A 22223-nucleotide genomic window follows, 5' to 3' on the forward strand; every position below is an offset into this window, starting at 1 on the left:
GGTTGTCGCGCTGGTGCAGGCCGATCGAGGGCTCGTCGAGGACGTAGAGGACGCCGACGAGACCGGCACCGATCTGCGTCGCAAGGCGGATCCGCTGCGCCTCGCCGCCCGACAGCGACCCGCTGGGCCGGTCGAGGGAGAGGTAGTCGAGGCCGACGTCGAGCAGGAACTGCAGGCGCTCCTGGATCTCCTTCAGCACGCGCTCGCCGATCTGGCGCTCGCGCACCGACAGGTCGACCGTGCGGAGGTAGTGGGCGGTCTCGTTGATCGGCATCGCGCACAGCTCGGCGATGTTCTTGCCGCCCTGCTCGCGGGCGCCGAGGGTGACCGAGACCGACACCGGCTTGAGCCGGCTGCCCTTGCAGGTCGGGCACGGCACCTCGCGCATGAAGCCCTCGAAGCGCTCGCGGCTGGTGTCGGACTCGGCCTCGCGGTGGCGGCGCTCGACGTAGGGGCGGACGCCCTCGAACGCGGCGTAGTAGGCGCGCTCGCGGCCGTAGCGGTTGCGGGTGACGACGTGCACCTTGGTCTTGTGGCCCTCGAGCAGCGAGGTGCGCGCCTTCGGCGTCAGCTGGTCCCACGGGGTGTTGAGGTCGAAGCCGAGCTCCTCGCCGAGGGCGTTGACCAGGCGGAGGAAGTAGTCGGCGACGTGGGCGCCGCTCCACGGCGCGATCGCGCCCTCGCCGAGCGTGGCGCCGGGGTCGGGCACGACGAGGTCGGGGTCGACCTCCATCCGCGTGCCGAGGCCCGAGCACGCGGGGCAGGCACCGAACGGCGAGTTGAAGGAGAACGAGCGGGGCTCGAGGTCGTCGGTGTCGATGGTGTGGTCGTTGGGGCACGCCATCTTCTCGGAGAACTTCATCTCCCGCCCGGGGTCCTTGGCGTCGAGGTCGACGAAGTCGAACACGACGAGCCCGCCGGCGAGGCCCAGCGCCGTCTCGACCGAGTCGGTGAGGCGCCGCTTGGAGGACTCCTTGACCGCGAGCCGGTCGACGACGACCTCGATGGTGTGCTTGAGCTTCTTGTCGAGGACCGGCGGCTCGTCGAGGGAGTGGGTCTGGCCGTCGACCCGGGCGCGGCTGAAGCCCTGCTGCTGGAGCTGGCGGAACAGCTCGACGTACTCGCCCTTGCGGCCGCGGATGACCGGGGCGAGGACCTGGAAGCGGCGGCCCTCCTCGAGCGCGAGGATGCGGTCGACGATCTGCTGGGGCGTCTGCCGCTCGATCGGTGCGCCGCACGTGGGGCAGTGCGCGCGGCCGGCCCGGGCGTAGAGGAGGCGGAGGTAGTCGTAGACCTCGGTGATGGTGCCGACGGTGGAGCGGGGGTTCTTCGAGGTGGACTTCTGGTCGATGCTCACCGCCGGGCTCAGGCCCTCGATGAAGTCCACGTCGGGCTTGTCCATCTGGCCCAGGAACTGGCGCGCGTAGGCCGAGAGGGACTCGACGTAGCGGCGCTGGCCCTCGGCGAAGATCGTGTCGAAGGCCAGGCTCGACTTGCCCGAGCCGGACAGACCCGTGAAGACGATCAGGGAGTCGCGCGGGAGGTCGAGGGAGACGTCCTTGAGGTTGTGCTCGCGGGCGCCCCGGATGATGAGCTGGTCGGCCACAGTGGGTCCTCGTTCTGGCGTACGTGGGTGTCGAACAGGTGTTCGTCCAGTGTCCCAGCCGGGTCAACCCGACGGACCCGGCCACCTTCTCACGCACCACCGACAGCGGGCCCATCGTCCACCCAGCAGGGTGGACGGGCGCCCCCGGGGCGCGCGGGTGGCACCATGACCGGTGTGACCGACACCTCGCACCGGGTGACCGGGCTGCTGCGCGCGGCCGACCACGCGCTCGTCCGCACCGTCGACGGCCTCGACACCGCGGCGTACGCCGAGCCCTCGCTCCTGCCCGGCTGGACCCGCGCCCACGTGCTGGCCCACCTCGCGCTCAACGCCGAGGCCCTCGCCGGTGCGTTGCACGGCGCGCACGTCGGCCGGCCGCAACCGATGTACGCCTCCCAGGAGGCGCGCGACGGCGACATCGACGAGCTCGCCGCCCGCGACCCTGCCGAGCTGCGCGAGCGGCTGATGGCCGGGACCGCCACGTTCGAGCAGGCGCTCGCGGCCATGGGCGACGGCGACTGGGCGGGCACCTTCGAGCGGACCCCGGGCGGGCGGGTGGTGCAGGCCGCGGCGGTGCCCCTGATGCGGCTGCGCGAGGTGGAGATCCACCACGCCGACCTCGGCGCCGGCCACACCCACGCCGCCTGGAGCGCGGAATTCTGCGCCGTCCTGCTCGACTCGCTGACGGCGGTCGAGCACCCGACCCCCCTGACCGTCCGCCCCACCGACCTCGACGGCGAGTGGCGCTACGGCCCCGACGGAGAGGGCCCGGTCGTCAGCGGGACCGCCGCCGACCTGGCCTGGTGGCTCACCGGCCGCGGCGCCGGCGAGAGCCTCACGTCCAGCACGAACGAGATCCCGGAGATGGAGGCATGGTGAACGACGACACCTACACCGGGGACGTGTCCCCCGGGGGCGCGCCCGACGTGCGCACGCTCGGCCCGCTCACGATCACCAAGGTGGCCGTGGACCCCGAGATGTCCAACAACTGCTACCTGCTGCACTGCGCGGTCACCGACGAGGTCGTGCTGGTCGACGCCGCGGCCGAGCCCGAGCGGCTGCTGGAGCTGATCGGCGACCGTGCGCTGACGTCAGTCGTCACCACCCACCAGCACTGGGACCACCACCGGGCCCTCGCCGCCGTGACGGCGGCGCACCCCGGCGCGACGGTCGTCGCGGGCGTCCCCGACGCCGACGCGATCGAGGAGCAGACCGGCGTGCGGATCGACCGCCGCGTCGGCGACGGCGACAAGGTGGCCGTCGGCACCTGCGACCTGGACGTCGTCGCGGTCGCCGGCCACACGCCGGGGTCGGTCTGCCTGGTCCTCGACGACGCGGCCGTCGCCCCGACACCGCACGTCTTCACCGGCGACTGTCTCTTCCCGGGCGGCGTGGGCAACACCCGCGGCGACGCCGCCGCGTTCGCCCAGCTGCTCGGCGACGTCGAGAACAAGATCTTCGACCGGCTCGGCGACGACACGTGGTTCTACCCCGGCCACGGTGCCGACGGGCGGCTCGGTGAGGAGCGCCCGCACCTCGCGGAGTGGCGCCAGCGCGGCTGGTAGCACCGGCAGGGTGGCGGGTGCCCGGCGTGCCGCGCCGTGGCAGGCTGGTGGCATGAGCACGCGTGAGCTGACCCTGGCCGACTTCGAGCAGACCGTGAGCGCCGAGGGCATCGTCCTCGTCGACTTCTGGGCGTCGTGGTGCGGTCCGTGCCGCCAGTTCGCGCCGGTCTACGAGAAGGCGTCGGAGGACAACCCCGACATCGTCTTCGGCAAGGTCGACACCGAGGCCGAGCAGCAGCTGAGCCAGATGGCCGCCATCACCTCGATCCCGACGCTGATGCTCTTCCGTGACGGTGTCCTGCTCTTCAACCAGGCCGGTGCCCTGCCCCCGCAGGCGCTCGCCGGTGTCATCGAGCAGGCCCGCGCGCTCGACATGGACGCCGTGCGCCAGGAGGTGCAGGCCCAGCAGCAGGCGGCCGCCGACGCACCGGCCGACGAGATCGGCCTCGACGACTTCGCCGCGGCCCACAGCCAGGGCGCCTACGTCGTCGACGTGCGCGAGGCCGACGAGGTCGCCGGCGGCCGCGTGCCCGGCGCCGTGCACATCCCGATGAACGAGGTGCCAGCCCGCGTCGCCGAGCTGCCGCAGGACCAGCCGGTCTTCGTGATCTGCCAGTCCGGGGGCCGCAGCCGGCAGGTCGTCGACCACCTGCGCGCCCAGGGCGTGCCGGCGGTCAACGTCGCCGGTGGCACCGGCGGCTGGGCGCAGCGCGGCTGGCCGCTGGAGTCCTGAGCCGGACCTCCGGCCCGGCCCGTCGGGCCCCGGTCAGCAGTTGCCGACGCCGCTGAGGGCGTACGTGCCGCCGAGGTTCGGCGTCGTGGCGCCCGTGCGGCGGTTGGTGGCGCTGTAGCGGAACGTCAGCCTGAACTGGCTCGGGCTCTTGGAGTCGGAGCAGAACTCGAACGTCCGGGTGGCGTCGTCGTAGCGCACCGCGAACGCGGCGGTGCTCGGCACGACGGCGTTGTCGTTGAACGCCAGCGCCGTGATGGCGATGTCCCACAGGTCGTCGGGCTGCACGGCGAACGTCACGGTCAGCCGGTAGCCCTGGCAGTTCTGCCCCGCTCCGGCGAGCTTGCAGATCGTGAACGACCCGTTGCCGTTGATCGACGGGGCGTCCGTGGACGCCGCCCAGGCCGGGGCCTGCGCCACGGCGACGACGACGGGGATGCTCCAGGCGGCGCCCCGCACCACGGTGCGGCGGTCGAGTGCAGACATGTGGTGCCCCACTTCCCTGTGCTGCGCCACCCCCACGATGACGCTGCTCGGACCGTAGGTCGGCCCGGGTGGTGGGCGGACCGGGCTGGACGCGATCTTGAGGCTCCCTGGGTCGTTCCCGGGTCGTTGTGCCGGGGTCCGGACCCGTCGGCCGGGGCGTGGTCCAGACCTCTCTCCGGGCGCGGGGGTCGCCCACGGCGTGGGATAGCCTCGGCGCGTGCTGATCAGCGACTCCGAGAAGGTGCTCTTCGTCCACGTCCCCAAGACGGGTGGCGTCTCGGTCGAGGAGACGGTCAAGAAGGCCTGCCCGGACGCCCGCAAGGCCCGTCCGGCACTCGGTCGGCACGCCACGCTCGGCAAGATCCTCAAGCACGAGCCGCAGGTGGTGGACTACTGGACCTTCGGCTTCGTGCGGAACCCGTGGGCGCGGATGGTGTCGTGGTACTCGATGATCTCGCAGTGGGACCGCCGTCACGGGCCGGCCAGCGGCAAGCCGCAGGACGTGCGGCACGGCTCGATGCGTGACGGGAACGAGATGTGGCGGGCGGCCGCGGCGTACTCCGGGTTCGACGAGTTCGTGCTCCGCGGCACCGAGGAGCTGCCGCGCGTGGGCACCCCGCAGATCTCGTACCTGCGCGCCCCGAAGCACCAGCGCGAGGTCGACTTCATCGGTCGCACCGAGAACTTCGTGGCGGACCTCCAGCGGGTCCAGGTGCAGCTCGGCCTCGAGCCGTCGACCCCGGTGCACAAGAACAAGTCCAAGCACGGCACCTACCACGACTACTACACCGACGAGACCCGCCGGAAGGTCGCCGAGGTCTACGCCGAGGACATCGAGCTCTTCGGCTACACCTACTGAGGCTCCGCCCCAGCGTCGGGCTCGGGGTCGAGCCGGGTGCCGCGGGCACCGGCCCACTCCCCCGTCGCCTCCAGGCGACGCCACACGGCGTACTCCGGTGCGAAGTGGGCGACGAGTGCCTCCCGGGTCGCCTCCTCGAGGTCGCCCGGTCCTGCGGCGGAGGCGTTGCGGCGCTCGAACTGCAGGGGCGCGCCGACGCGCCGGCTGAACCAGGCCTGCCACACGTCGGGCCGGTCCACCGCGAAGACGCGGTCGACGGCGACCACGCCCTGCGCGTGCAGGAACCGCGCCGGCCGCCCCCTCGGGACGGGCGCGTCCTCGTCGCCGGCGAGGTAGAGCCGGGTGAACTGCTCGAAGGTGAGGTCGGCGGTGGACCGGCGGCTGTCCTCGCGGGCGCGGTAGCGCCACCACGACTCGAGCCACGCGACCGGCTCGCGGAACATGCTGACCAGCTCGTAGGACTCGCGTGGGTGGCCTCGCTCGGCCAGCTCGTGGGCCTTGGTGTGCACGAACCCGCGGGCGGGCAGGTGCTTCTGCCCGGGCGGGGACCCGACGACCTCGGTGGCGTACGGCGCGAGCGTCCGCTCCAGCGACGTGCTCGCGGTCTTGGGCAGCGCGAGCAGCACGAAGTCCCGGCCGGGGCCGAGTCCGAGGAACGTCATCACCGGCAGATCATCCCCCACGCGCCGGGCGCGCGGTCGCGCCTGTCACAGGTGAGTGGGCTAGCCTCCCGCCCGTGCTGATCTCCGACTCCCGGCGCGCGCTCTTCGTGCACGTGCCCAAGACCGGCGGGGTCTCGGTCGGGGTCACCTTCGAGCGGACCTGTCCCGACGCGCGGAGCAAGGCACCGGGGGTCGTCCCTCCGCTGGGCCGGCACGCGCCGTACGAGCGGATCCTGCGCGCGGAGCCGCAGGTGGCGGACTACTGGTCGTTCGCGTTCGTGCGCAACCCGTGGGCGCGGATGGTGTCGTGGTGGTCGATGATCGACGACTGGAACCGCGCGTGGGGCCCGGCCAGCGGCAGGCCCGCCGGCCCGCGCATGCAGGGCAACGACCTGTGGCGCGCCGCGGCGGCGTACTCCGGCTTCGAGGAGTTCGTGCTGCGCGGCACCGAGGAGCTGCCGCGGGTCGGACGCCCGCAGGTCCACTACCTGCGTGCGCCCGACCGCGAAGTCGACTTCATCGGCCGGACCGAGCGCTTCGCCGAGGACCTCGCCGAGGTCGAGCGCCGCCTCGGCGGGGAGCCGACCCCGGTGCCGCACCGCAACAGGTCGCCGCACGGCAGCTACCGCGACTACTACACCGCGGCCACCCGCGAGAGGGTCGCCGAGGTGTACGCCGCGGACCTCGAGGCGTTCGGCTACACGTTTTGACGCGCGCCGGCCGCCCCGGGTCCGCGGCCCCTGCCGCGCGAGCTGCGCTCAGCCGGCGCGGTACTGGGTCCAGGCGTCGCTCATGCGCGCGACCTGGCCGGCGGTGAACTGGTACATGCAGGAGTCCTGCGTGTAGTCCATGAAGTTGTGGATCGGGTCGGCCCCCGGGGCGGTGCAGGTGTCGGCACCGGTCGGGCAGTCGAACTGCGCCTGCGCCTCGGCCGGGGTGTCGGCGACCTGGTCGCCCTGTCCCTTGCAGCCGCCCTGGAAGGTGTGGTAGAGCGCGAGCCAGTGGCCGACTTCGTGGGTCAGCGTGTCGCCGAACGCGTACTTGCCGGCCGTGCCGCCGGGCATCGACTCGTCGAGGATCACCACGCCGTCGTCGCTGCTGAGCCGCTTGGTCGGGAACGTCGCCCAGCCGAGCAGGCCGTCGCCGATGTTGGCCGTCCAGACGTTGAGGGTGCTCTTGCCGCCGACGCGGGTGGCGGCCTTCATCTCCTTCTCGACGCTGCCCGGCACCACGCCGTACCAGGCGTCGTTGTAGGAGAAGTCGACTCCCTTGAGCGAGTACTGGAACGGGGTCGCGGCCGATCCGGACGTCAGCGAGCCGCCGGCGTAGGAGTTGTTGAGCACGTCGACCTGCGCGTTGACCAGGCTGCGCAGCCGGTCCTCCGCGGCGGTGCCGTTGTTCGCCTCCGCGGCGGGCAGCACGACGTGGAAGTAGGTCGGGATGGTGACCGACCCCGCGGCCAGCGTGGCGCTGTCGGTGAGCGAGGCGTACTGCGAGGGAGAGCCCTGGAACAGGGCGGGCTCGTCGTTCTTCGCGCCCTGGCGGACACGAGCGGCAGCACCGGCGTCGTGGCTGCCGGCGCAGGCGGCCACGCCGGGCGACGGTGCTCCTGCGGAGGCAGGCACGGCGGCGGTGGCCGACATCGCGGTGCCGGCGAGGGCGAGGCTCGCGGCGAGCGCGAGGGAGCGGAGCGGGTGTGAGTGGGACATCCGAGAACACCTTTGCCAGTCGGGGGATCGAGCAACGGACAGCAACCTAGACCGAGGTCCGGACAGAGAACACCCCTTGACATGTCTGCGAGCCTGCGCGTGTGGACGCACTCGAGACCTGGACCCGCTCCGAGCACACCGCCGACGTGAACGGCTCCCCGACCACCCACCCCGTGTGGCGCAAGGGCTCCGGCCCGGGCGTCGTGGTCGTGCACGAGATGCCGGGGCTGACCACGGGGGTGATCGACTTCGCCGAGGAGCTCGTCGCCGCCGGCCACACGGTCCTGCTCCCCCACCTGTTCGGACCCGTGGGCCGGCCGTTCGGCGCCGGCGACGTGCTGCGCACGCTGCCGAGGGTCTGCATCAGCCGCGAGCTCACCGTTCTCCGCACCGGCGTCACCACGCCCGTGGCCGGCTGGTTGCGCTCCCTGGCTCGCGAGCTGCACGCCGAGCTCGGCGGTCCGGGCGTCGGCGCCCTCGGCATGTGCTTCACCGGCGGCTTCGCGCTGGCGATGATGGTCGACGACGCGGTGGCCGCGCCCGTCGTCGCCCAGCCCAGCGTCCCCTTCGCGATCGGGCACGAGCGATCCGCCGACCTCAACCTGTCCCCCGCCGACACCGAGGCCGTACGTCGTCGCGCCGCCGCGGGATGCTCGGTCCTCGGCGTCCGCTACGGCTCCGACCCCGCCACCGGCACGCGCTTCGACACCCTCTCCGCCCTCCTCGGCGACGGCTTCGTGCGCATCGACCTGCCCGGCAAGGGCCACTCCACCCTCACCGAGCAGCGCTCCCAGGTCGCCGTCGACGCGGTGCTGGCGTTCTTCCGCGAGCGCCTGCGGGCCTGAACGTCGCTGGGGCGCGCCCCGGGGACCTCGATCAGCCGCGTCTTGGCGAGCTCGTGGTTCAGGGCGGTTCCGCTTGCCGGATCACAGGCGAACGTCCGGACGTGCCGACGAGCGGGCGCTTCAGGAGAGGAGCACGCCGACCCGTCCATCATCCAGACCGGCGGCCCTCACCTCCCGTTGCAATTGCGTGAGCAGGTCGCGCGGCGCGGGGATCTCGTCCTCGTGCGGGTTGTCGCACAGGATTTCGTGGGCAACGCCTGGTTCCCCTGCGTCGAGCAACGACTTCACGCTCTCGGGCGTTCGACTCACGGGCTCGATTCCGGAGCTGGCCAGGTCCTCCTGCGTCGCACGAAGCACCGCCGCGACCGCTGACGTGAGTGCGTCCAAGGCTCGATCATGCATGGCACACATCCGGATCTGCCGCGGTCAGCTCGACCGGATCTGCCAATGTGGCGTGTGAGGCGATCATCTCCGACCTAGCATCGCGCGTGTTGGTGGCGGCCCTCTGCCGAGTCCGCACCACTGCACGAGGGGGAATCGTGGGAAACGTGGTGATTGCTGCCGACGTCTTGGCCGTCGGTGAGCCGGATCGCGACTCGGATGGACGCGTTGTCGGCTGGCAGGGAGACCCCGTGTTCGTGGCCGAGTTCGTCGACCCGGAGCAGCGTCTTTCCGCTGACTCGTGGGAACGCCTCGCTCTGGCCATGGGGAGAATGTCGCGCCTGTTCATGCAGATCGACGAACGGGGAAGGGTGGTTGCGTTCGACGATCGCGACGAGTCCGGCGCGTACACCCCCAACTTCGTCTCGGACCCGGACCTGTCCGTTCGAGGAACTTCCATCTATGCCGACACGAAGGGATTCCTGTCGCGCGACATGGGCGAGGCCATGCTCCACGCCTTGGTCGAGGAGCTCGGACGACTGCCCTTCGACACCCGCATCTCAGGAGACGACGGCACAGACTGGGCTGGTGTGAAGTGGCAGCCTCCTCACGCTGAGTTGCTCAGGAATGACGAACTGAGCTCACCTGCCGATCCCGCGGGTGAGCGTCGGGCTCGACCTCGCTTCGTCGTGATCGCGCGCGAGGTTCGGTGCCTGGTGCGCGATGGGGTGCCCGACGTCGTGGTCGAGTATCTCGATACCGATGGCCGTTGGACGACGTCGGTGGCGAACGCACGACGCTTCGAGCGTGGCCCCTTCGGTGGCGCGTCTGAGATCGCCGATCGTCTGGCCCGATCGATGCTCGACGAGACGTGACGGCAGTTGGCTGCGCAGCCTGAACCTCCGCTCATGCCGAGATCCGGGCGATGGCGAGAGCGCGTCGTCGCCAGGCCCAGAGTCATGCTCGTCCAGGGGGATGACGTAGAGGTTGAGACATCCTGGCCGTCGCTCGGCAGTTAGCTCGCGTCCCGCCACTCGACGACGTACGCCTCCACGGGCGGGCCCCATTGCGGCGACGAGGGCCGCCGCGGCGACGAGGGCGATGGACGAACGCATGGACTTCAGCTCTTCGGGTTGGGTCCCAGTGTGACGCGTCCGGATCGCGCATTGTTGGGGCGCGGTCGACTGATGGTGCCGCATCGGGGAGGGTGTGGGGGTGAGCGAGTGGTTCCTGCCCGAGTCGGAGCGACCGTGGACGTCGGGCAACCTCGTGGTCCCGCGGGTCCACGGCAGCGACTACTTCGCCCGGCTCGTCGAGGTGATCGAGGCGTGCGAGGCCGAGGACCGGATCTTCTTCACCGACTGGCGCGGTGACGCGGACGAGGAGCTGACCGAGGACGGGCCGACCGTCGCCCGGCTCCTGCGGGAGGCAGCCGCCCGCGACGTCGAGGTCCGCGCGCTGATGTGGCGCTCGCACCCCGGCCAGCTCAACGGCGAGGAGAACGGCCACCTCGGCCGGATCATCAACGAGTGCGGTGGCGAGGCGCTGCTCGACGAGCGCGTGAAGTGGGGCGGCTCGCACCACCAGAAGCTGTTCGTCGTACGACGGAAGGGACGGCCCGAGGACGACGTGGCTTTCGTCGGCGGCATCGACCTCTGCTACAGCCGGCGCGACGACGCGGCGCACGGCGGGGACCCGCAGGCGGCGCCGCTCGACGACGCGTACGGCGACGCCCCGCCGTGGCACGACGCGATGGCCGAGATCCGCGGTCCTGCCGTCGCGCACGTGCTCGACACCTTCACCGAGCGGTGGGACGACACGACGCCGCTCGACCACCGCAACCCCTACCGCTTCGTCGCACACCGCGTCACGCGGATGCCGCGCCGGCCCGAGCGGCTGCCCGAGCGGTGGGACCCGCCGCCGGAGGCCGGGCGCCACCAGGTGCAGGTCCTGCGGACGTATCCGTGGAAGCGCCCCCACTACCCCTTTGCGCCCGACGGCGAGCGGTCGATCGCGCGGGCCTACACGCGGGCCTTCCAGCGCGCGAAGCGGATGATCTACGTCGAGGACCAGTACTTCTGGTCCGACCTCGTGGCCGGCACGCTCGCCGACGCGCTGCGCCGCGAGCCCGACCTGCAGGTGATCGCGGTCGTCCCGCGGTTCAGCGAGAACGAGAGCCGGTTCGGCGGCCCGCCGGCCCACTACGGCCAACGCGTCGCGTGGGAGCTCCTGCGCGAGGCCGGCGGGGACCGCTTCACGATGTTCGACCTCGAGAACGACGCGGGTACGCCGATCTACGTGCACGCCAAGGTCTGCGTCGTCGACGACGAGTGGATGACAATCGGCTCCGACAACCTCAACCTCCGATCGTGGACCCACGACTCCGAGCTCACCTGCGCGATCGTCGACCCCGACGGCGACCTGCACCGCTCGCTGCGCACGACCCTGTGGGCCGAGCACCTCGGCCTGCCGGAGGACGACCCGCGGCTGGCCGACATCGGCGACCCCACGTCCCTCTGGCTGGAGCGCGTCGGCGCCCCCGGCAGCCGGGTGCGGGTCCACGAGCCACCGCAGGTCTCGTCCCGCACCGCCCGCTGGGCCGCCCCGGTCTACCGCCGGTTCTACGACCCGGACGGGCGCCCGCCCAGGCTGCGCGGGACGTCGGAGTTCTAAGCGTAGGGGTCGGTGATCTCGCGCAGCCTGACCAGCCCCTCCCGCAGGTGGGCCGCCAGCTCCGGGCCGAGGTGGGCGGTCCACTCCTGCTCGGAGCGCGGACCGTTCCACCGCATCAGGCGACGCCGGGTGCCCTAACCTCCTCTGTCCATGTCCCATCCGGATGAATGGACGTCAGAGGAGCGAATCCAGTACCAGCAGTACCGCGCGCATCGAACGCAGGGTGGACGAACGGTCTGGCTGAGTACCGGCGAAGTGACGTCTACGTGTACGACCTGTTCATCCATCCCGACGACAAGTCGCAGGATGCGCCTGAGCTGTGGTTGGCGTGTGACCACTACACGGGCGAGGAGATTCAGACGCTGACTTCGGATGCGCTGCCAGCGTTCTTTGCTGCCCATCCCGGCTGGATCGAGTACCACGGACTTCTCGACGGGGTGCAGGACGAGGTGTCCGACGAGGGCGAGTGACGTCCGGATCTGCCGCGATCAGTTCGACCGGATCGGCCGATGAGCGGACGCCTTCGTACCGTGCTGCCGACCCGGTTCTCATTGACGCGGACATCATCGGTTGGGTGTCCCGGGACTGCCTCACGCCTACGCAGCAACTTGCATTGCGAGAGGCTGCCGATCAACTGGTCCGCTCGCTCGCCGACTTCCCTCCTGACGCTCGTCCCTAGTACGAGCGACTGGTGCGGCTCGCTCGCCGCGCAGCAGCCGCGCCGTAACCCCGCTCGTCTGTGAACCGTCCGAACATGCCGCGATGAGCGCGTGCCGATGTGGCATGAAGTGGCATGCCCCCCAGACCTCTGACCTGGACGAATGAACCGGGTCGAGCACCACTACGACATCTGGCAGACGGCCCTGACGGGCCCCCGACCTAGCGGTTCTCCAGCCCCCGATCAACGTTTGCAGGAGTTCTCTCGGGGCGATGGCGGCCGAGGGCTGCGCCGTGCCTACCGTCATCGGGCGCTCGCTCGTCCGCGGCGTCGCGGTCCACACAGCGGCCGTACCGCGCGCCCGCCCTGCCTAGTCGGAGCCGCGCTCGCGCCACCAGTGGATCCCCGCCGGGATCAACATCAGGAGGAGCAGGCCGAGGATCAGGTAGTCGACGTGATGGGCCAGGAACGGGAAGCGGTCGCCGACGAAGTAGCCGATGAACAGGATGCTCAGCACCCACAGCAGCGCGCCGACCAGGCTCCAGACGAAGAAGCGTGGCCGCTTCATCTTCGACGCGCCTGCGACCACGGTGATGTAGGTGCGCACGACCGGGACGAACCGGCCGATCACCAGCGCCTTGCGGCCGTGCCGGTCGAAGAAGTCCTCGGTCCGGTCGAAGTACTCGCGCTTGAGGATCTTGCCGTCATGCTCGTAGATCACCGGCCCGAGCCTGTTGCCCATCTCGAAGCCCATCACGTTCCCGAGGAACGCTGATCCGACCAGCAGTGCGGACGCCGCGGCCAGGTCGATGAGCGGGCCGCCGGGGAGGATCGACAGCTTCTCCCCCGCCAGGAACAGGCCGATCGCGACGAGCAGCGTGTCGCCGGGCAGGAAGGGGAAGAACAGCCCGCACTCGACCGCGATGAGCGCGCAGCTGACCCAGAAGAACCCGGCGCCGAACTGCGAGAGCATCCACTCGGGGTCGAGCCAGCTGATACCGAACACGTGAGCTGACGTTAGCGACGCAACGGCTCGGTCGGCATCACCCCTGCGAGCGCAGCGACCACTTCACCCAGATGGGGGGCGCGGGACGGTTCCGCATAGGGCGACGATCGAGCCCCACCGCGGCACCGCACGGCCGGGCTGCGGGCAGACCGTGAGGATGGCGCGTGGATGTCAGGGAGTCTGGTCGGATCGTTCGCCCATCCGACGTGAGGCGCCGCTGCCGCCACGTCGGCGGATGCGCAGCGCCGCGCCGTCGGGCCCGGGCCCTCCCGTGGGTGCGTTGATGGGAAGTCACTGGGACGACCCGGTCCCGCCGAGTCGGTACCACCGCTGGGTGGCGTTGCACCTGCGCGCGCTGCGGGCGGCGTGCGTGGTCTACGCGTTGGCGCTGATCACGTTCGTCGTCTGGTGCTGGACGGGCGGGGACTGGGGGTTCGGGGTGCAGGTCGGGCTGCCGAACATGCTCGTCCCCGTCAACCTGTACTACCTGTTCGGCGTCACCGCGCGCAGCGTCGCGACGTACGACGAGCTCACGACCCGGACGAGCTCGCCTTGAGTGACGACCACCCCGGGCCGGACCCGGCCCAGACCGGGGCTGTTCGCAGCAGCCCTCGCCTTGCGCAAGCTGCGGCGGTCTTCGTGAAGGCGTGGCTTGAGCACCGCAGGCGACGGAGGGCCGCCCAGGACGCCTACCTTCGACAGCTGACGGACGAGTACGCGGCGCGGCTGGAGGCGAACGACCCAGATGCGCTCGAGGCCTCGCGCGACTTCTACGACAACGACGGCGGCTCGACGCGCTTCGAGATCGGGTTGGCGGCCTACCTGGTCGTCCTGGTCATCACGGTGGTGCCGCTCGTCGGCCTGTTCGCGCTCATCGCACACTGGACCGGGAAGTAGCTGCCTCCGGCTGGTCCGGCGGTGAGGGCCCTAGCTCTGGACACTTGACGTTGTCCCCCCACACGCTCGCGCATGCCGATATGCGGACGATCTGCAGGAGCGCGGTAGTGGTGACGCGCCTCGTGCGTCACCAGCACCGCAGTCCCTCGGAAGGCCCGCCGTCGACGTCCGGATCTGCCGCAGTCAGCGCGCGGACCTGCGCCGTCTCCAGAGAGCCGCGGCGAAGAAGAAGACGGTCATGAGCACGCCGTAGATCCCGAGGAAGGCGGCGTCGAGGTCAGCGTCGATCGCCCAGCCTGCGAGGCCACAGAACAACGTGGCGAGCGCGCCGGACGCGACGCTCCACACGACGTTGGCGCGAGTCGACCTGCTGCTGTCCCCCGTGGTCACGTGCTGATCCTGCGCCGCGGAGCGCCTCCGCGCACGTCTTGCGTGTTCGCATACCCAACGCTCGGGACTCGACGCGAGCGGTGGATCAACTGCGAGGAGCCCGCCAGCTTGCCGCGACGACCGACCCCTGTGCCGGCTGCGGACGACGGTCGTCAGGACTGGGACTGTCCACAGACCGTGCGTTGGGCGGTCGACGACTGTCGGTGCCAGAACGTACAATCGAACACATGATCGATACGCGGAAGCGGCATGTGGAGCACGAGGTCGACGACCTCGGCGCCGCCGGCCTGCTCGCCTCGATCCGCAGTGAGCGGCGGGCCGAGGATGCCGCTGCTGCCCGTCAGCTCGAGCTGGCCGCACGCTGGGCTGACCTCCACCCGCCCGAGTCGATCCACCACGCTGCCGCGTTCAGCGTGCCGGGCTTCGACCACGAGGAGCCCATCGCCGGCGACGGGTGTCCGCTGGTGACGGAGTTCTGCATCCCCGAGCTCGGCACGGTGCGGGGCATCTCCACCACTGCAGCCAAGAAGCTGATCGGGCACGCGCTCGAGCTGCGCCACCGGCTCCCCCGCCTGTGGGCGCAGGTCCACGCCGGCCGCGTCCCGGCCTGGCGGGCACGGCTGGTGGCCGAGACCACCATCCACGCGGTTCCGACGCTGACGGTCGAGGCGGCCGGGTGGATCGACGCCCAGGTCGCCACCGTCGCGGGGAAGGTCGGGAGCGCGCAGCTGGACCGGCTCGTCGCCGAGGCGATCAAGCGGTACGACCTCAGCCTCGAGCCCCGGCCCGACTTCGAGGCGGGTGAGGACCACGAGGACTTCGAGGCCGACCAGTACCTCAACCACGACGCCCGGCACGTCACCTTCGACACGAGGCACGTCCACTACGACGGCCTGATGAGGATGGAGGCCGAGCTCGACCTCGCCGACGTCTACGACCTCGACGCCGCCATCCAGCACGGTGCCGCGGCACTGAAGGCACTCGGCTCGACGGCGCCGTTGGGTGCGCGGCGTGCCGCTGCGCTCGGTGACCTCGCCCGCACCCAGACCGCCCTCGATCTCCACGCCCAGGGCACGTCCATGCCGGCGGCCCCGGCCGGTGACCACCTGCCGGCAGGGCGTGAGGTGGTGCTCCACGTCCACCTCGACGCCGACGCCGCCGGTGAAGACACGGTGTTCGGGCCCACCGCCCGGCTCGAGAACGGCCAGCGCCTCGCGCTCCTCGACCAGGTCAAGGGCTGGTGCGCGTCGTCGCGGACCAAGGTCACCATCCGCCCCGTCCTCGACCTCAACGCCGAGCTCACCACCGACACCTACGCCATCCCCGCCCGGCTCCGCGAACAGGTCGTCCAACGTGACCGGACCTGCGTCTTCCCGTGGTGCACCCGCCCCGCCCGAGCCTGCGACCTCGACCACATCGCGCCGTTCGACCACCACGCAGCCACCGAAGGCAGACCACAACCCGGCCCCACCGCGACCTCGAACCTCGCCCCGCTGTGCCGCTCCCACCACCGGCTGAAGACCCACACCGCCTGGCGCTACGAACACCTCCGCCCCGGCGTCTTCGAGTGGACCTCACCCCACGGCCACCACTACCTCCGCGACCGCGACGGCACCACGGCCCTCGACCCACCCCCACCAACCCAGACCACAGCGCCGTCCTGGATCCCGCAGCCCCGCCGACCGTGACCCCGCCCCACACCCCGCCACCCACGAGGTGGCGGGGTCACGGGCACGTCTGCGCTCCGTATCGACGACCATCGGATCAGGGCGCCACGTCCGCGGCTGGAACACCACCGGAATCACGTACGCGGGTCGTGACCCGCCCCGCACCCCCGCAGCCGTCCTGCGACGGGGCCATCCCTGCATCACGTCCGACGGAGCGCGACAAGCTCTGCCTCCGCGGCGGAGGCCCCCTCAGGCCAGGTCCGCCACGACGACGGTGTGGTTGTCAGGCTCGCCCGCGGCAGCGACCGCGGCGCCGATGGCATCCGCGACGTCCTGGGCCGTCCCGTCGCCGAGCAGCAGGGGCGCGAGGTCGTCGACCACGGCGTGCACGCCGTCGGTGGTGAGCGCGAGCCGGTCCCCGGGACGCAGGTCGAGGACGACCTCGTCCGCTACGACACCCGGTCCGAGCGCCCGGTTGAGCAGGCTGCGGTGCTCGTGCGACCGGGCCTCCTCGACGGTCAGCTGACCGCTCTCGATCAGCGCCGCGACCACGGTGTGGTCGTGCGTCACCTGCTCGACCTCGGCGTCGCGGACCAGCCACACCCGTCCGTCGCCGACGTGCACGACCCGCGCCGCGCTGCCGTCGAGGACGACGCCGGTCAGGGTGGTACCGGACGTCGGCGCACCGGGTAGCCCGGCGGTGATGTCGGCCGTCACCTCGGCGAGGGCTTCGTCCAGACCTCCTGCCACCCACGCCGCAAGGGCCGCGGCGGCCAGGTCGTCACGGCTGCCGAAGCCGTCGGCGACCGCGAGGTGGGTCGCTGTGGCGACGACGGCGTCCTGCTGACGGTCGCGCCGTCCTCGGTGGTGGCTGGTGCCCAGGTCGACGTGCAGGGGGCGGGTGTCGGTGTCCATGGTTGATTCCTCGTCCTCGAGCTGGCGGAGGAGCGCGGAGACGACGTCGCGACGCGAGGCCGTGTCGGCCTCGACCTGCACCCAGTACGCCCGGAGCTCGCGCACGGCCGTGCTCGGTCGTCCCGATGCTCGTGCGTCGAGGACCTTCGCGATCCGGGCCAGCGGCATCCCGACCAGTCGCAGCGTCGCGACCAGGCGGGCGTCGGCGACCTGGTCGCCGGAGTAGCGCCGGTAGCCCGAGACCGGATCGACCTCGACGGGTCGCAGCAGGCCGAGGTCGTCGTAGAGCCGCAGCGCCTTCGGCGTCAGCCCCGCCTCGCGGGCGAAGTCGCCGATCATCAGCAGGTGCGTCGTCATCGTCCCCATCCTCCCCGGTGACGGTCACCGGTGCGACGACCCTCGGCCCTGCCCCGGGGTGAGGGTCAAGCGTCACCCCAGCGAGGCGACCAGCTGGCGCACGGTGCGCAGCCCCAGCTGCGACATCCGGGGCGAGGTGTCGCGGTAGTAGGTGAAGCCGCTGATCGACGGGGCGAGGGCGAAGCCGCGGCCACGGCGGTAGGCGGCCTCGTCGAGCCCGACCGAGGTGCGGTAGAGGTCGGCGACGGAGCGCGGGAGGTCGCCCCACATCGCGTTGAGCTCGATGGCCGGGTCGCCCCGGCCGGCGCAGCCCCAGTCGATCACGGCCGCCAGCCGGCCGTCGCGCACCAGCAGGTTGCCCTGGTGGAGGTCGCCGTGGAACCAGCACGGCCCGCCGTCCCACGCCGGCGCCGCCAGCGCGTCCTCCCAGACCGCGAGCACCGCCTCGTGCGAGACCTCGGCGGGGTCGGCACGCGCGGCCCACTGCCGCACCCAGTCGTCCATCGACTCCAGCGGCGCACCCCTGCCCTGATCGACGACCGGTGCGTCCATGCCGGGGACCTCGCGGCAGGCGCGCACGAACGCTCCCAGGGAGGTCGCCCACAGCTCGGGGTCGAACGTCTCCGGGGTGGGGGTCGATCCCTCGATCCACGGCACGACCGTCCAGGCGAAGGGGTACCCGTGGCCCGGCTCGCCGAGCGCCACCGGTGCGGGGATCGGGAGCGGCAGGTGCGGCGCGATGCGCGGGAGCCAGGTGTGCTCGAAGGCGACGCCCTCGGCCGGTCCCGGCACGCGCGGCATCCGCACCAGCAGCTCGTCGCCCAGGCGGAAGAGCTGGTTGTCCGTTCCCGTCGGGGGCAGCCGTCGCAGCAGCAGCGTCGACCACTGGGGCAGCTGGTCGGCCACCAGGCGGCGCACCGTCTCGTCGGTGATCGTGGTCTCGTCGTCGTGCATCCGGGTCATCACCGGCGACGCTAGTACTGGTCAGTAGATTGAGCCCATGGGTTTCCTCGGCCGCCAGAGCATCGTCGCCGCCCTGACCGTCAACGGCCTGCGTCCCTCGCGCGGGCGACGCGGCGGCCTCGCCTCGTTCCTGACCGGGTTCGTGTTCAACGAGACGGCGCCGCAGGTGCTCGCGCTCACGGCCGTCGACGCCGCCGTGCACCTCACCCGCGGCCGCCGCAGCGGCGCCCGCGCCAAGGCCGGGCTCGCGCTGGCCGGGGCGAGCGCGTTCGGGCTCGCGCACATGGTGCGGCAGAGCCGGCGGTCCGCACAGGTGCTCGCGGACGCGCTCGAGGAGGGCCTCGGCGTCGACTACGTGGAGCAGCTCGACCGGGTGCCCGACCCGGCCGACCTCGCCACGCAGGTGCGCCACCTCGCCCGCCCCTTCCACTTCCGCGACGACGCGGTGCGGGTGATCAGCGACGTGCCCTACACCGACGCCGGCCGACGCGGCCACCTCGACATCTACCTGCCTGCGCGCCAGGACGCCATCGAGAAGGCGCCCGTGCTGCTGCAGGTGCACGGCGGCGCGTGGGCCTACGGCGCGAAGGAGAGGCAGGGCCGGCCCCTGATGAACCGGATGGCCGCCCAGGGGTGGGTCTGCGTCGCCATCAACTACCGACTCTCCCCCCGCGACCCGTGGCCCGCGCACGTCGTCGACGTCAAGCGCGCGGTGGCGTGGGTGCGCGACCACATCGCCGAGCACGGCGGCGACCCCGACTACCTGGCGATCACCGGTGGGTCGGCGGGCGGGCACCTCGCCGCGCTCACGGCGCTGACGCCCGGCGACCCGGCCTACCAGCCCGGCTTCGAGGACGTCGACACGAGCGTCCAGGCGGCGGTGCCGTTCTACGGCGTCTACGACTTCGCCGGGTCCACCGGCCTCGCCAACGCGATCGGCATGCGCGACGCCTTCCTCGGCCCCCGGGTCATGCAGACCACCTGGGCGGACGCCCCCGACGTCTACGAGGCTGCCTCGCCGATCCTGCGCGTCACCGAGGACGCGCCCGACTTCTTCGTCCTCCACGGCGAGCTCGACTCGCTGGTCGCCGTCGACCAGGCGCGCCTGTTCGTCGCCGAGCTGCGGCGCACGTCGCACAGGTCGGTGACGTACGCCGAGCTGCCCGGGGCCCAGCACGCCTTCGACGTCTTCCACTCCGTGCGCAGCGACCGCGCGGTGGAGGCGGTCGACCGGTGGCTGACCTGGCACTGGAACACCTGGCGCCACGGGGTGGAGGCCGACAGCGGCGTCTCGCCCGAGCAGGTCAGCGCCGCCACGGACGAGCGGGGGGCCTGAGCCGTGGCGGGACGGATGCCGGCCGACCTGCTGGAGCACGCGCGCCGCGCCAAGGGCTTCATGCCCGAGGACGAGGGCGAGGCCCTGCACCGCTGGGCCCGCGAGCAGCTGCCGCTCGGCCCGGCCCTCGAGGTCGGCACCTACTGCGGCAAGTCGGCCGTCTGGCTCGGCGCGGCCGCGCGGGAGGTCGGCGGCACCGTGTTCACCGTCGACCACCACCGTGGCTCGGAGGAGAACCAGGCCGGCTGGGAGCACCACGACGACACCCTCGTCGACCCCGACCTCGGCCGCATGGACACCCTGCCGACGTTCCGCCGCACCCTCGCCGACGCCGGCCTCGAGGACCAGGTCGTCGCCGTGGTGGGCCGCTCCGAGACGGTCAGCCGCTGGTGGCGCACCCCGCTCGCCCTGCTCTTCATCGACGGCGGGCACGGCGTGGAGCCGGCCCGCGCCGACTTCGGCGGCTGGGCCCGCTGGGTCGCCGCCGGTGGCGTCCTGCTGGTCCACGACGTGTTCCCCGACCCCGCCGACGGCGGGCGGCCGCCCTACGAGGACATCTACCTGCCCGCGCTCGCCAGCGGCGCCTTCACCGAGGTCGAGGCGGTCGGGTCGCTGCGGGTGCTACGGCGTACGGCCGGGGACGCCGGCGACCCGCTCGGCGGCTGAGCGTCCCCCGGCCGACGGGCAGCCGCACTCGAGGCCGATCTCGGCGAGGTCGGGACCGAGCGTGGCGCCCCGCATGACGTCGGCGCCCGCCGTGGTGTCGGTGAGCGCGTCGACCGCGAGGACGACGGCGGCGGCGGTGTAGGTGGTGTGCTCGTGGGGCCAGAAGACCTCGTCCGGGAACACGTAGCCCGTCCAGTACGAGCCGTCCTGGGACCGCAGGTGCTGCACGTCGGCGAGCAGCTGCCGCGCGCGGTCGCGGTCACCGACCGCCTCCAGCGCCATCACCAGCTCGGCGGTCTCCGCACCGGTCACCCACGGGTTCGTCGAGACGCACCGGATCCCGAGGCCGGGCTCGACGAAGGTGTCCCAGCGCTCCGCGAGCAGCGCGTGGGCCGCCTCGCCGCGCACGGCGCCGCCGAGCACGGGGTAGTACCAGTCCATCGAGAACTCCGACTTGTCGAGGAACAGGTCGCGGTGCTCGCGCAGCGCGTGGCCGAGCCGGCCGCCCGCCAGCTCCCACCCGGGCTGCGGCTCCCCCACCAGCGCGGCCAGCGCGACACCGGCGCGCAGCGAGTGGTGGATGCTCGACGAGCCCGCCAGCAGGGCCTCCTCGTTGACCCGGCCGGGCTCGCCGTCGTGCCACTCCTGCGACCACGCGATCCCGCCGAAGGGCAGCTGGAGCGAGGCGACGAAGTCGAGCGCCCGGCGGACGGTGGGCCACATCTGTCGTACGTGCGCCTCGTCGCGCGTGACCAGCCAGTGGTGCCACGTCGCGACCGCGACGTAGGCCGACATGTTGGTCTCGCCGGAGTGGTCCTCGACGGCCCCGCCGACGATCTTCATCGGCCACGAGCCGTCGGCACGCTGCGTCTCGCGCGCCCATGCGAACGCCCGTCCGGCGGCCTCCGGCTGACCGCCGACGAGCAGCGCCATCGCCGACTCGAGGTGGTTCCACACGTCCGTGTGCTCGCCGGGCGTCCAGGGGATCGCACCGGACGGCTCCTGCATGGCCGCGATCGTGGCGGCGGTCTGCTGCACCTGCGCCCAGGTCGGCACCCCGTCGACCTCGGGCAGGCTCATGCGCTCTCGGGCTTGCGGAAGTAGAGCACCATCGACTTGCCGATCAGCGGGTCGAGCACCTTGCCGGCGGCCCGCAGCGCGGGCGGGTTCTCCATGATCTCCCACACCAGGAGCCGGTGGTACGCCCTGGCCAGCGGGTGCTCGTCGTTGGTGACGCCCACCGCGCACTTGATCCACCAGTAGGGCGCGTGCAGGCCGTGGGCGTAGGACTTGCCGGTGAAGACCATCGCGTCGCCGGGGGTGCCGTCGTTGGAGCGTCCGGCCTTGGTGACCTTGTCGACGAGCTCCTCGGCGGTGTAGATCCGCACGTGGCCGCCCTCGGCGTTGTGGTAGTCGTCGGAGAGCTTCCAGTTGATCACCTCGGGCAGCCAGCGCGGCACCGAGATCGCCAGGGTGCCGCCGGGTCGCAGGACCCGCACCAGCTCCTTGATTGCGTCGACGTCGGCGTGGATGTGCTCGAGCACCTCGGCAGCGACCACCCGGTCGAACTCACCGTCGGCGAAGGGCAGCGCGAGCGCGTCGCCCTCCTTGACGTCGGCCTCCGCACCCTCGGGCACCTCGCCGGCCTCCCGCATCGCGGTGAACCACTCGCGCACCGTCGCCAGCTCGTCGGCGTCCTGGTCGAACGCGATCACGTCGGCGCCGCGCTTGTACATCTCGAAGGCGTGCCGGCCGGCGCCGCAGCCCATGTCGAGCACGCGCTCGCCCGGGCGCAGCCCGAGCCGGTCGAAGTCAACGGTCAGCACGGGTGCTCTCCTCCTCGCGCCGCTCC

The 22223-nt window shown here is 71.9% G+C and carries 25 protein-coding genes; 14 read left to right on the top strand and 11 right to left on the bottom strand.

Translation table 11 applies throughout. The annotated features are described in order from the left end of the window. A partial coding sequence (locus ACFFJG_RS00825; RefSeq protein ID WP_512700162.1) for a UvrA family protein occupies positions 1-1606 on the bottom strand: 1606 nt, incomplete at its 3' end. 165 nt (positions 1607-1771) lie between these two features. On the opposite strand from ACFFJG_RS00825, the gene ACFFJG_RS00830 reads away from it, so the two are divergent. From ACFFJG_RS00830 to trxA, 3 genes are read left to right on the top strand one after another with little or no spacing between them, the layout of a single operon-like run. Then, on the top strand, positions 1772-2485 hold the full coding sequence (locus tag ACFFJG_RS00830) for a maleylpyruvate isomerase family mycothiol-dependent enzyme (protein ID WP_378516716.1): 714 nt from the start codon (positions 1772-1774) through the stop codon (positions 2483-2485). Beyond that, positions 2479-3171: an MBL fold metallo-hydrolase gene (locus ACFFJG_RS00835; RefSeq protein ID WP_378516717.1), complete on the top strand. Its 693-nt coding sequence runs from the start codon at positions 2479-2481 to the stop codon at positions 3169-3171. The genes ACFFJG_RS00830 and ACFFJG_RS00835 overlap by 7 nt, the downstream gene beginning before the upstream one ends. 52 nt (positions 3172-3223) lie before the next feature. Continuing rightward, positions 3224-3904, top strand: coding sequence for a thioredoxin (trxA, locus tag ACFFJG_RS00840; RefSeq protein ID WP_378516718.1), 681 nt, complete (start codon positions 3224-3226; stop codon positions 3902-3904). Positions 3905-3937: 33 nt separating this feature from the next. Here the strand turns inward: trxA and ACFFJG_RS00845 are convergent, their stop codons facing one another. Further along, positions 3938-4387, bottom strand: a complete 450-nt coding sequence (locus tag ACFFJG_RS00845; protein WP_378516719.1) for a hypothetical protein — start codon at positions 4385-4387, stop codon at positions 3938-3940. A gap of 217 nt (positions 4388-4604) precedes the next feature. Between ACFFJG_RS00845 and ACFFJG_RS00850 the strand changes: the two genes are divergently transcribed. Beyond that, positions 4605-5246 carry a sulfotransferase family 2 domain-containing protein gene (locus ACFFJG_RS00850; RefSeq protein ID WP_378516720.1) on the top strand — a complete coding sequence of 214 codons (642 nt, stop codon included), beginning with the start codon at positions 4605-4607 and terminating at the stop codon, positions 5244-5246. Here ACFFJG_RS00850 and ACFFJG_RS00855 read toward each other — a convergent pair. Beyond that, positions 5240-5908, bottom strand: a complete 669-nt coding sequence (locus ACFFJG_RS00855; RefSeq protein ID WP_378516721.1) for a hypothetical protein — start codon at positions 5906-5908, stop codon at positions 5240-5242. The genes ACFFJG_RS00850 and ACFFJG_RS00855 overlap by 7 nt on opposite strands. A 74-nt stretch (positions 5909-5982) precedes the next feature. Between ACFFJG_RS00855 and ACFFJG_RS00860 the strand changes: the two genes are divergently transcribed. Continuing rightward, positions 5983-6618: a sulfotransferase family 2 domain-containing protein gene (locus tag ACFFJG_RS00860; RefSeq protein ID WP_378516722.1), complete on the top strand. Its 636-nt coding sequence runs from the start codon at positions 5983-5985 to the stop codon at positions 6616-6618. Between the two features lie 48 nt (positions 6619-6666). On the opposite strand, the gene ACFFJG_RS00865 is transcribed toward ACFFJG_RS00860, so the two are convergent. Beyond that, positions 6667-7617, bottom strand: a complete 951-nt coding sequence (locus ACFFJG_RS00865; protein ID WP_378516723.1) for a zinc metalloprotease — start codon at positions 7615-7617, stop codon at positions 6667-6669. Between the two features lie 101 nt (positions 7618-7718). Here ACFFJG_RS00865 and ACFFJG_RS00870 point away from each other — a divergent pair, with 101 nt between their 5' ends. After that, positions 7719-8462, top strand: a complete 744-nt coding sequence (locus ACFFJG_RS00870) for a dienelactone hydrolase family protein (RefSeq protein ID WP_378516724.1) — start codon at positions 7719-7721, stop codon at positions 8460-8462. A gap of 120 nt (positions 8463-8582) precedes the next feature. Here the strand turns inward: ACFFJG_RS00870 and ACFFJG_RS00875 are convergent, their stop codons facing one another. Then, positions 8583-8849 carry a hypothetical protein gene (locus ACFFJG_RS00875; RefSeq protein WP_378516725.1) on the bottom strand — a complete coding sequence of 89 codons (267 nt, stop codon included), beginning with the start codon at positions 8847-8849 and terminating at the stop codon, positions 8583-8585. A 152-nt stretch (positions 8850-9001) separates the two neighbouring features. On the opposite strand from ACFFJG_RS00875, the gene ACFFJG_RS00880 reads away from it, so the two are divergent. The 3 genes from ACFFJG_RS00880 (at position 9002) to ACFFJG_RS00890 (ending at position 11986) form a co-directional block, all read left to right on the top strand. After that, positions 9002-9718, top strand: coding sequence for a hypothetical protein (locus tag ACFFJG_RS00880; protein WP_378516726.1), 717 nt, complete (start codon positions 9002-9004; stop codon positions 9716-9718). A 340-nt stretch (positions 9719-10058) separates the two neighbouring features. Next, positions 10059-11516, top strand: coding sequence for a phospholipase D family protein (locus ACFFJG_RS00885; RefSeq protein ID WP_378516727.1), 1458 nt, complete (start codon positions 10059-10061; stop codon positions 11514-11516). Between the two features lie 266 nt (positions 11517-11782). Then, positions 11783-11986, top strand: coding sequence for a hypothetical protein (locus ACFFJG_RS00890; RefSeq protein ID WP_378516728.1), 204 nt, complete (start codon positions 11783-11785; stop codon positions 11984-11986). Positions 11987-12544: 558 nt separating this feature from the next. Here the strand turns inward: ACFFJG_RS00890 and ACFFJG_RS00895 are convergent. Continuing rightward, positions 12545-13180 (bottom strand): DedA family protein, encoded by a 636-nt coding sequence (locus ACFFJG_RS00895; protein ID WP_378516729.1) that lies wholly within the window; start codon positions 13178-13180, stop codon positions 12545-12547. A 334-nt stretch (positions 13181-13514) separates the two neighbouring features. Between ACFFJG_RS00895 and ACFFJG_RS00900 the strand changes: the two genes are divergently transcribed. Then, on the top strand, positions 13515-13736 hold the full coding sequence (locus ACFFJG_RS00900; protein ID WP_378516730.1) for a hypothetical protein: 222 nt from the start codon (positions 13515-13517) through the stop codon (positions 13734-13736). After that, positions 13733-14077: a hypothetical protein gene (locus ACFFJG_RS00905; protein ID WP_378516731.1), complete on the top strand. Its 345-nt coding sequence runs from the start codon at positions 13733-13735 to the stop codon at positions 14075-14077. The genes ACFFJG_RS00900 and ACFFJG_RS00905 overlap by 4 nt, the downstream gene beginning before the upstream one ends. A gap of 183 nt (positions 14078-14260) precedes the next feature. On the opposite strand, the gene ACFFJG_RS00910 is transcribed toward ACFFJG_RS00905, so the two are convergent. After that, positions 14261-14467 carry a hypothetical protein gene (locus tag ACFFJG_RS00910; protein ID WP_378516732.1) on the bottom strand — a complete coding sequence of 69 codons (207 nt, stop codon included), beginning with the start codon at positions 14465-14467 and terminating at the stop codon, positions 14261-14263. Between the two features lie 227 nt (positions 14468-14694). Here ACFFJG_RS00910 and ACFFJG_RS00915 point away from each other — a divergent pair, with 227 nt between their 5' ends. Next, entirely contained in the window at positions 14695-16155 is a 1461-nt protein-coding gene (locus ACFFJG_RS00915; RefSeq protein WP_378516733.1) for an HNH endonuclease signature motif containing protein, read from the top strand. A 228-nt stretch (positions 16156-16383) separates the two neighbouring features. Here the strand turns inward: ACFFJG_RS00915 and ACFFJG_RS00920 are convergent, their stop codons facing one another. Then, positions 16384-17406, bottom strand: a complete 1023-nt coding sequence (locus ACFFJG_RS00920) for a MerR family transcriptional regulator (protein WP_378516734.1) — start codon at positions 17404-17406, stop codon at positions 16384-16386. Positions 17407-17478: 72 nt separating this feature from the next. After that, entirely contained in the window at positions 17479-18369 is an 891-nt protein-coding gene (locus ACFFJG_RS00925; RefSeq protein ID WP_378516735.1) for an aminoglycoside phosphotransferase family protein, read from the bottom strand. A 37-nt stretch (positions 18370-18406) separates the two neighbouring features. Here ACFFJG_RS00925 and ACFFJG_RS00930 point away from each other — a divergent pair, with 37 nt between their 5' ends. Together ACFFJG_RS00930 and ACFFJG_RS00935 are read left to right on the top strand one after the other, a co-directional pair. Further along, positions 18407-19705, top strand: a complete 1299-nt coding sequence (locus tag ACFFJG_RS00930; protein WP_378516736.1) for an alpha/beta hydrolase fold domain-containing protein — start codon at positions 18407-18409, stop codon at positions 19703-19705. Positions 19706-19720: 15 nt separating this feature from the next. Further along, a complete protein-coding gene (locus tag ACFFJG_RS00935) occupies positions 19721-20371 on the top strand; it encodes a class I SAM-dependent methyltransferase (protein WP_378516737.1) in 651 nt (216 codons plus the stop codon). Here the strand turns inward: ACFFJG_RS00935 and ACFFJG_RS00940 are convergent. Together ACFFJG_RS00940 and ACFFJG_RS00945 are read right to left on the bottom strand one after the other, a co-directional pair. Next, on the bottom strand, positions 20327-21451 hold the full coding sequence (locus ACFFJG_RS00940; protein ID WP_378516738.1) for a prenyltransferase: 1125 nt from the start codon (positions 21449-21451) through the stop codon (positions 20327-20329). The genes ACFFJG_RS00935 and ACFFJG_RS00940 overlap by 45 nt on opposite strands. After that, on the bottom strand, positions 21448-22197 hold the full coding sequence (locus ACFFJG_RS00945; protein WP_378516739.1) for a class I SAM-dependent methyltransferase: 750 nt from the start codon (positions 22195-22197) through the stop codon (positions 21448-21450). The genes ACFFJG_RS00940 and ACFFJG_RS00945 overlap by 4 nt, the downstream gene beginning before the upstream one ends. Between the last annotated feature and the right edge of the window lie 26 nt (positions 22198-22223).

The organism is Nocardioides zeicaulis, from assembly GCF_042432345.1.
GTDB classification, from domain to species: domain Bacteria; phylum Actinomycetota; class Actinomycetes; order Propionibacteriales; family Nocardioidaceae; genus Nocardioides; species Nocardioides zeicaulis.

What these genes read in the sequence shown, in the direction of transcription:
- ACFFJG_RS00925 (WP_378516735.1), bottom strand. Translation starts at nt 18,369, where the DNA reads ATGACCCGGATGCACGACGACGAGACCACGATCACCGACGAGACGGTG.
- ACFFJG_RS00935 (WP_378516737.1), top strand. Translation starts at nt 19,721, where the DNA reads ATGCCGGCCGACCTGCTGGAGCACGCGCGCCGCGCCAAGGGCTTCATG.
- ACFFJG_RS00865 (WP_378516723.1), bottom strand. Translation starts at nt 7,617, where the DNA reads ATGTCCCACTCACACCCGCTCCGCTCCCTCGCGCTCGCCGCGAGCCTC.
- ACFFJG_RS00930 (WP_378516736.1), top strand. Translation starts at nt 18,407, where the DNA reads ATGGGTTTCCTCGGCCGCCAGAGCATCGTCGCCGCCCTGACCGTCAAC.
- ACFFJG_RS00920 (WP_378516734.1), bottom strand. Translation starts at nt 17,406, where the DNA reads ATGACGACGCACCTGCTGATGATCGGCGACTTCGCCCGCGAGGCGGGG.
- ACFFJG_RS00940 (WP_378516738.1), bottom strand. Translation starts at nt 21,451, where the DNA reads ATGAGCCTGCCCGAGGTCGACGGGGTGCCGACCTGGGCGCAGGTGCAG.
- ACFFJG_RS00915 (WP_378516733.1), top strand. Translation starts at nt 14,695, where the DNA reads ATGATCGATACGCGGAAGCGGCATGTGGAGCACGAGGTCGACGACCTC.
- ACFFJG_RS00835 (WP_378516717.1), top strand. Translation starts at nt 2,479, where the DNA reads ATGGTGAACGACGACACCTACACCGGGGACGTGTCCCCCGGGGGCGCG.
- ACFFJG_RS00845 (WP_378516719.1), bottom strand. Translation starts at nt 4,387, where the DNA reads ATGTCTGCACTCGACCGCCGCACCGTGGTGCGGGGCGCCGCCTGGAGC.
- ACFFJG_RS00855 (WP_378516721.1), bottom strand. Translation starts at nt 5,908, where the DNA reads ATGACGTTCCTCGGACTCGGCCCCGGCCGGGACTTCGTGCTGCTCGCG.
- ACFFJG_RS00830 (WP_378516716.1), top strand. Translation starts at nt 1,772, where the DNA reads ATGACCGGTGTGACCGACACCTCGCACCGGGTGACCGGGCTGCTGCGC.
- trxA (WP_378516718.1), top strand. Translation starts at nt 3,224, where the DNA reads ATGAGCACGCGTGAGCTGACCCTGGCCGACTTCGAGCAGACCGTGAGC.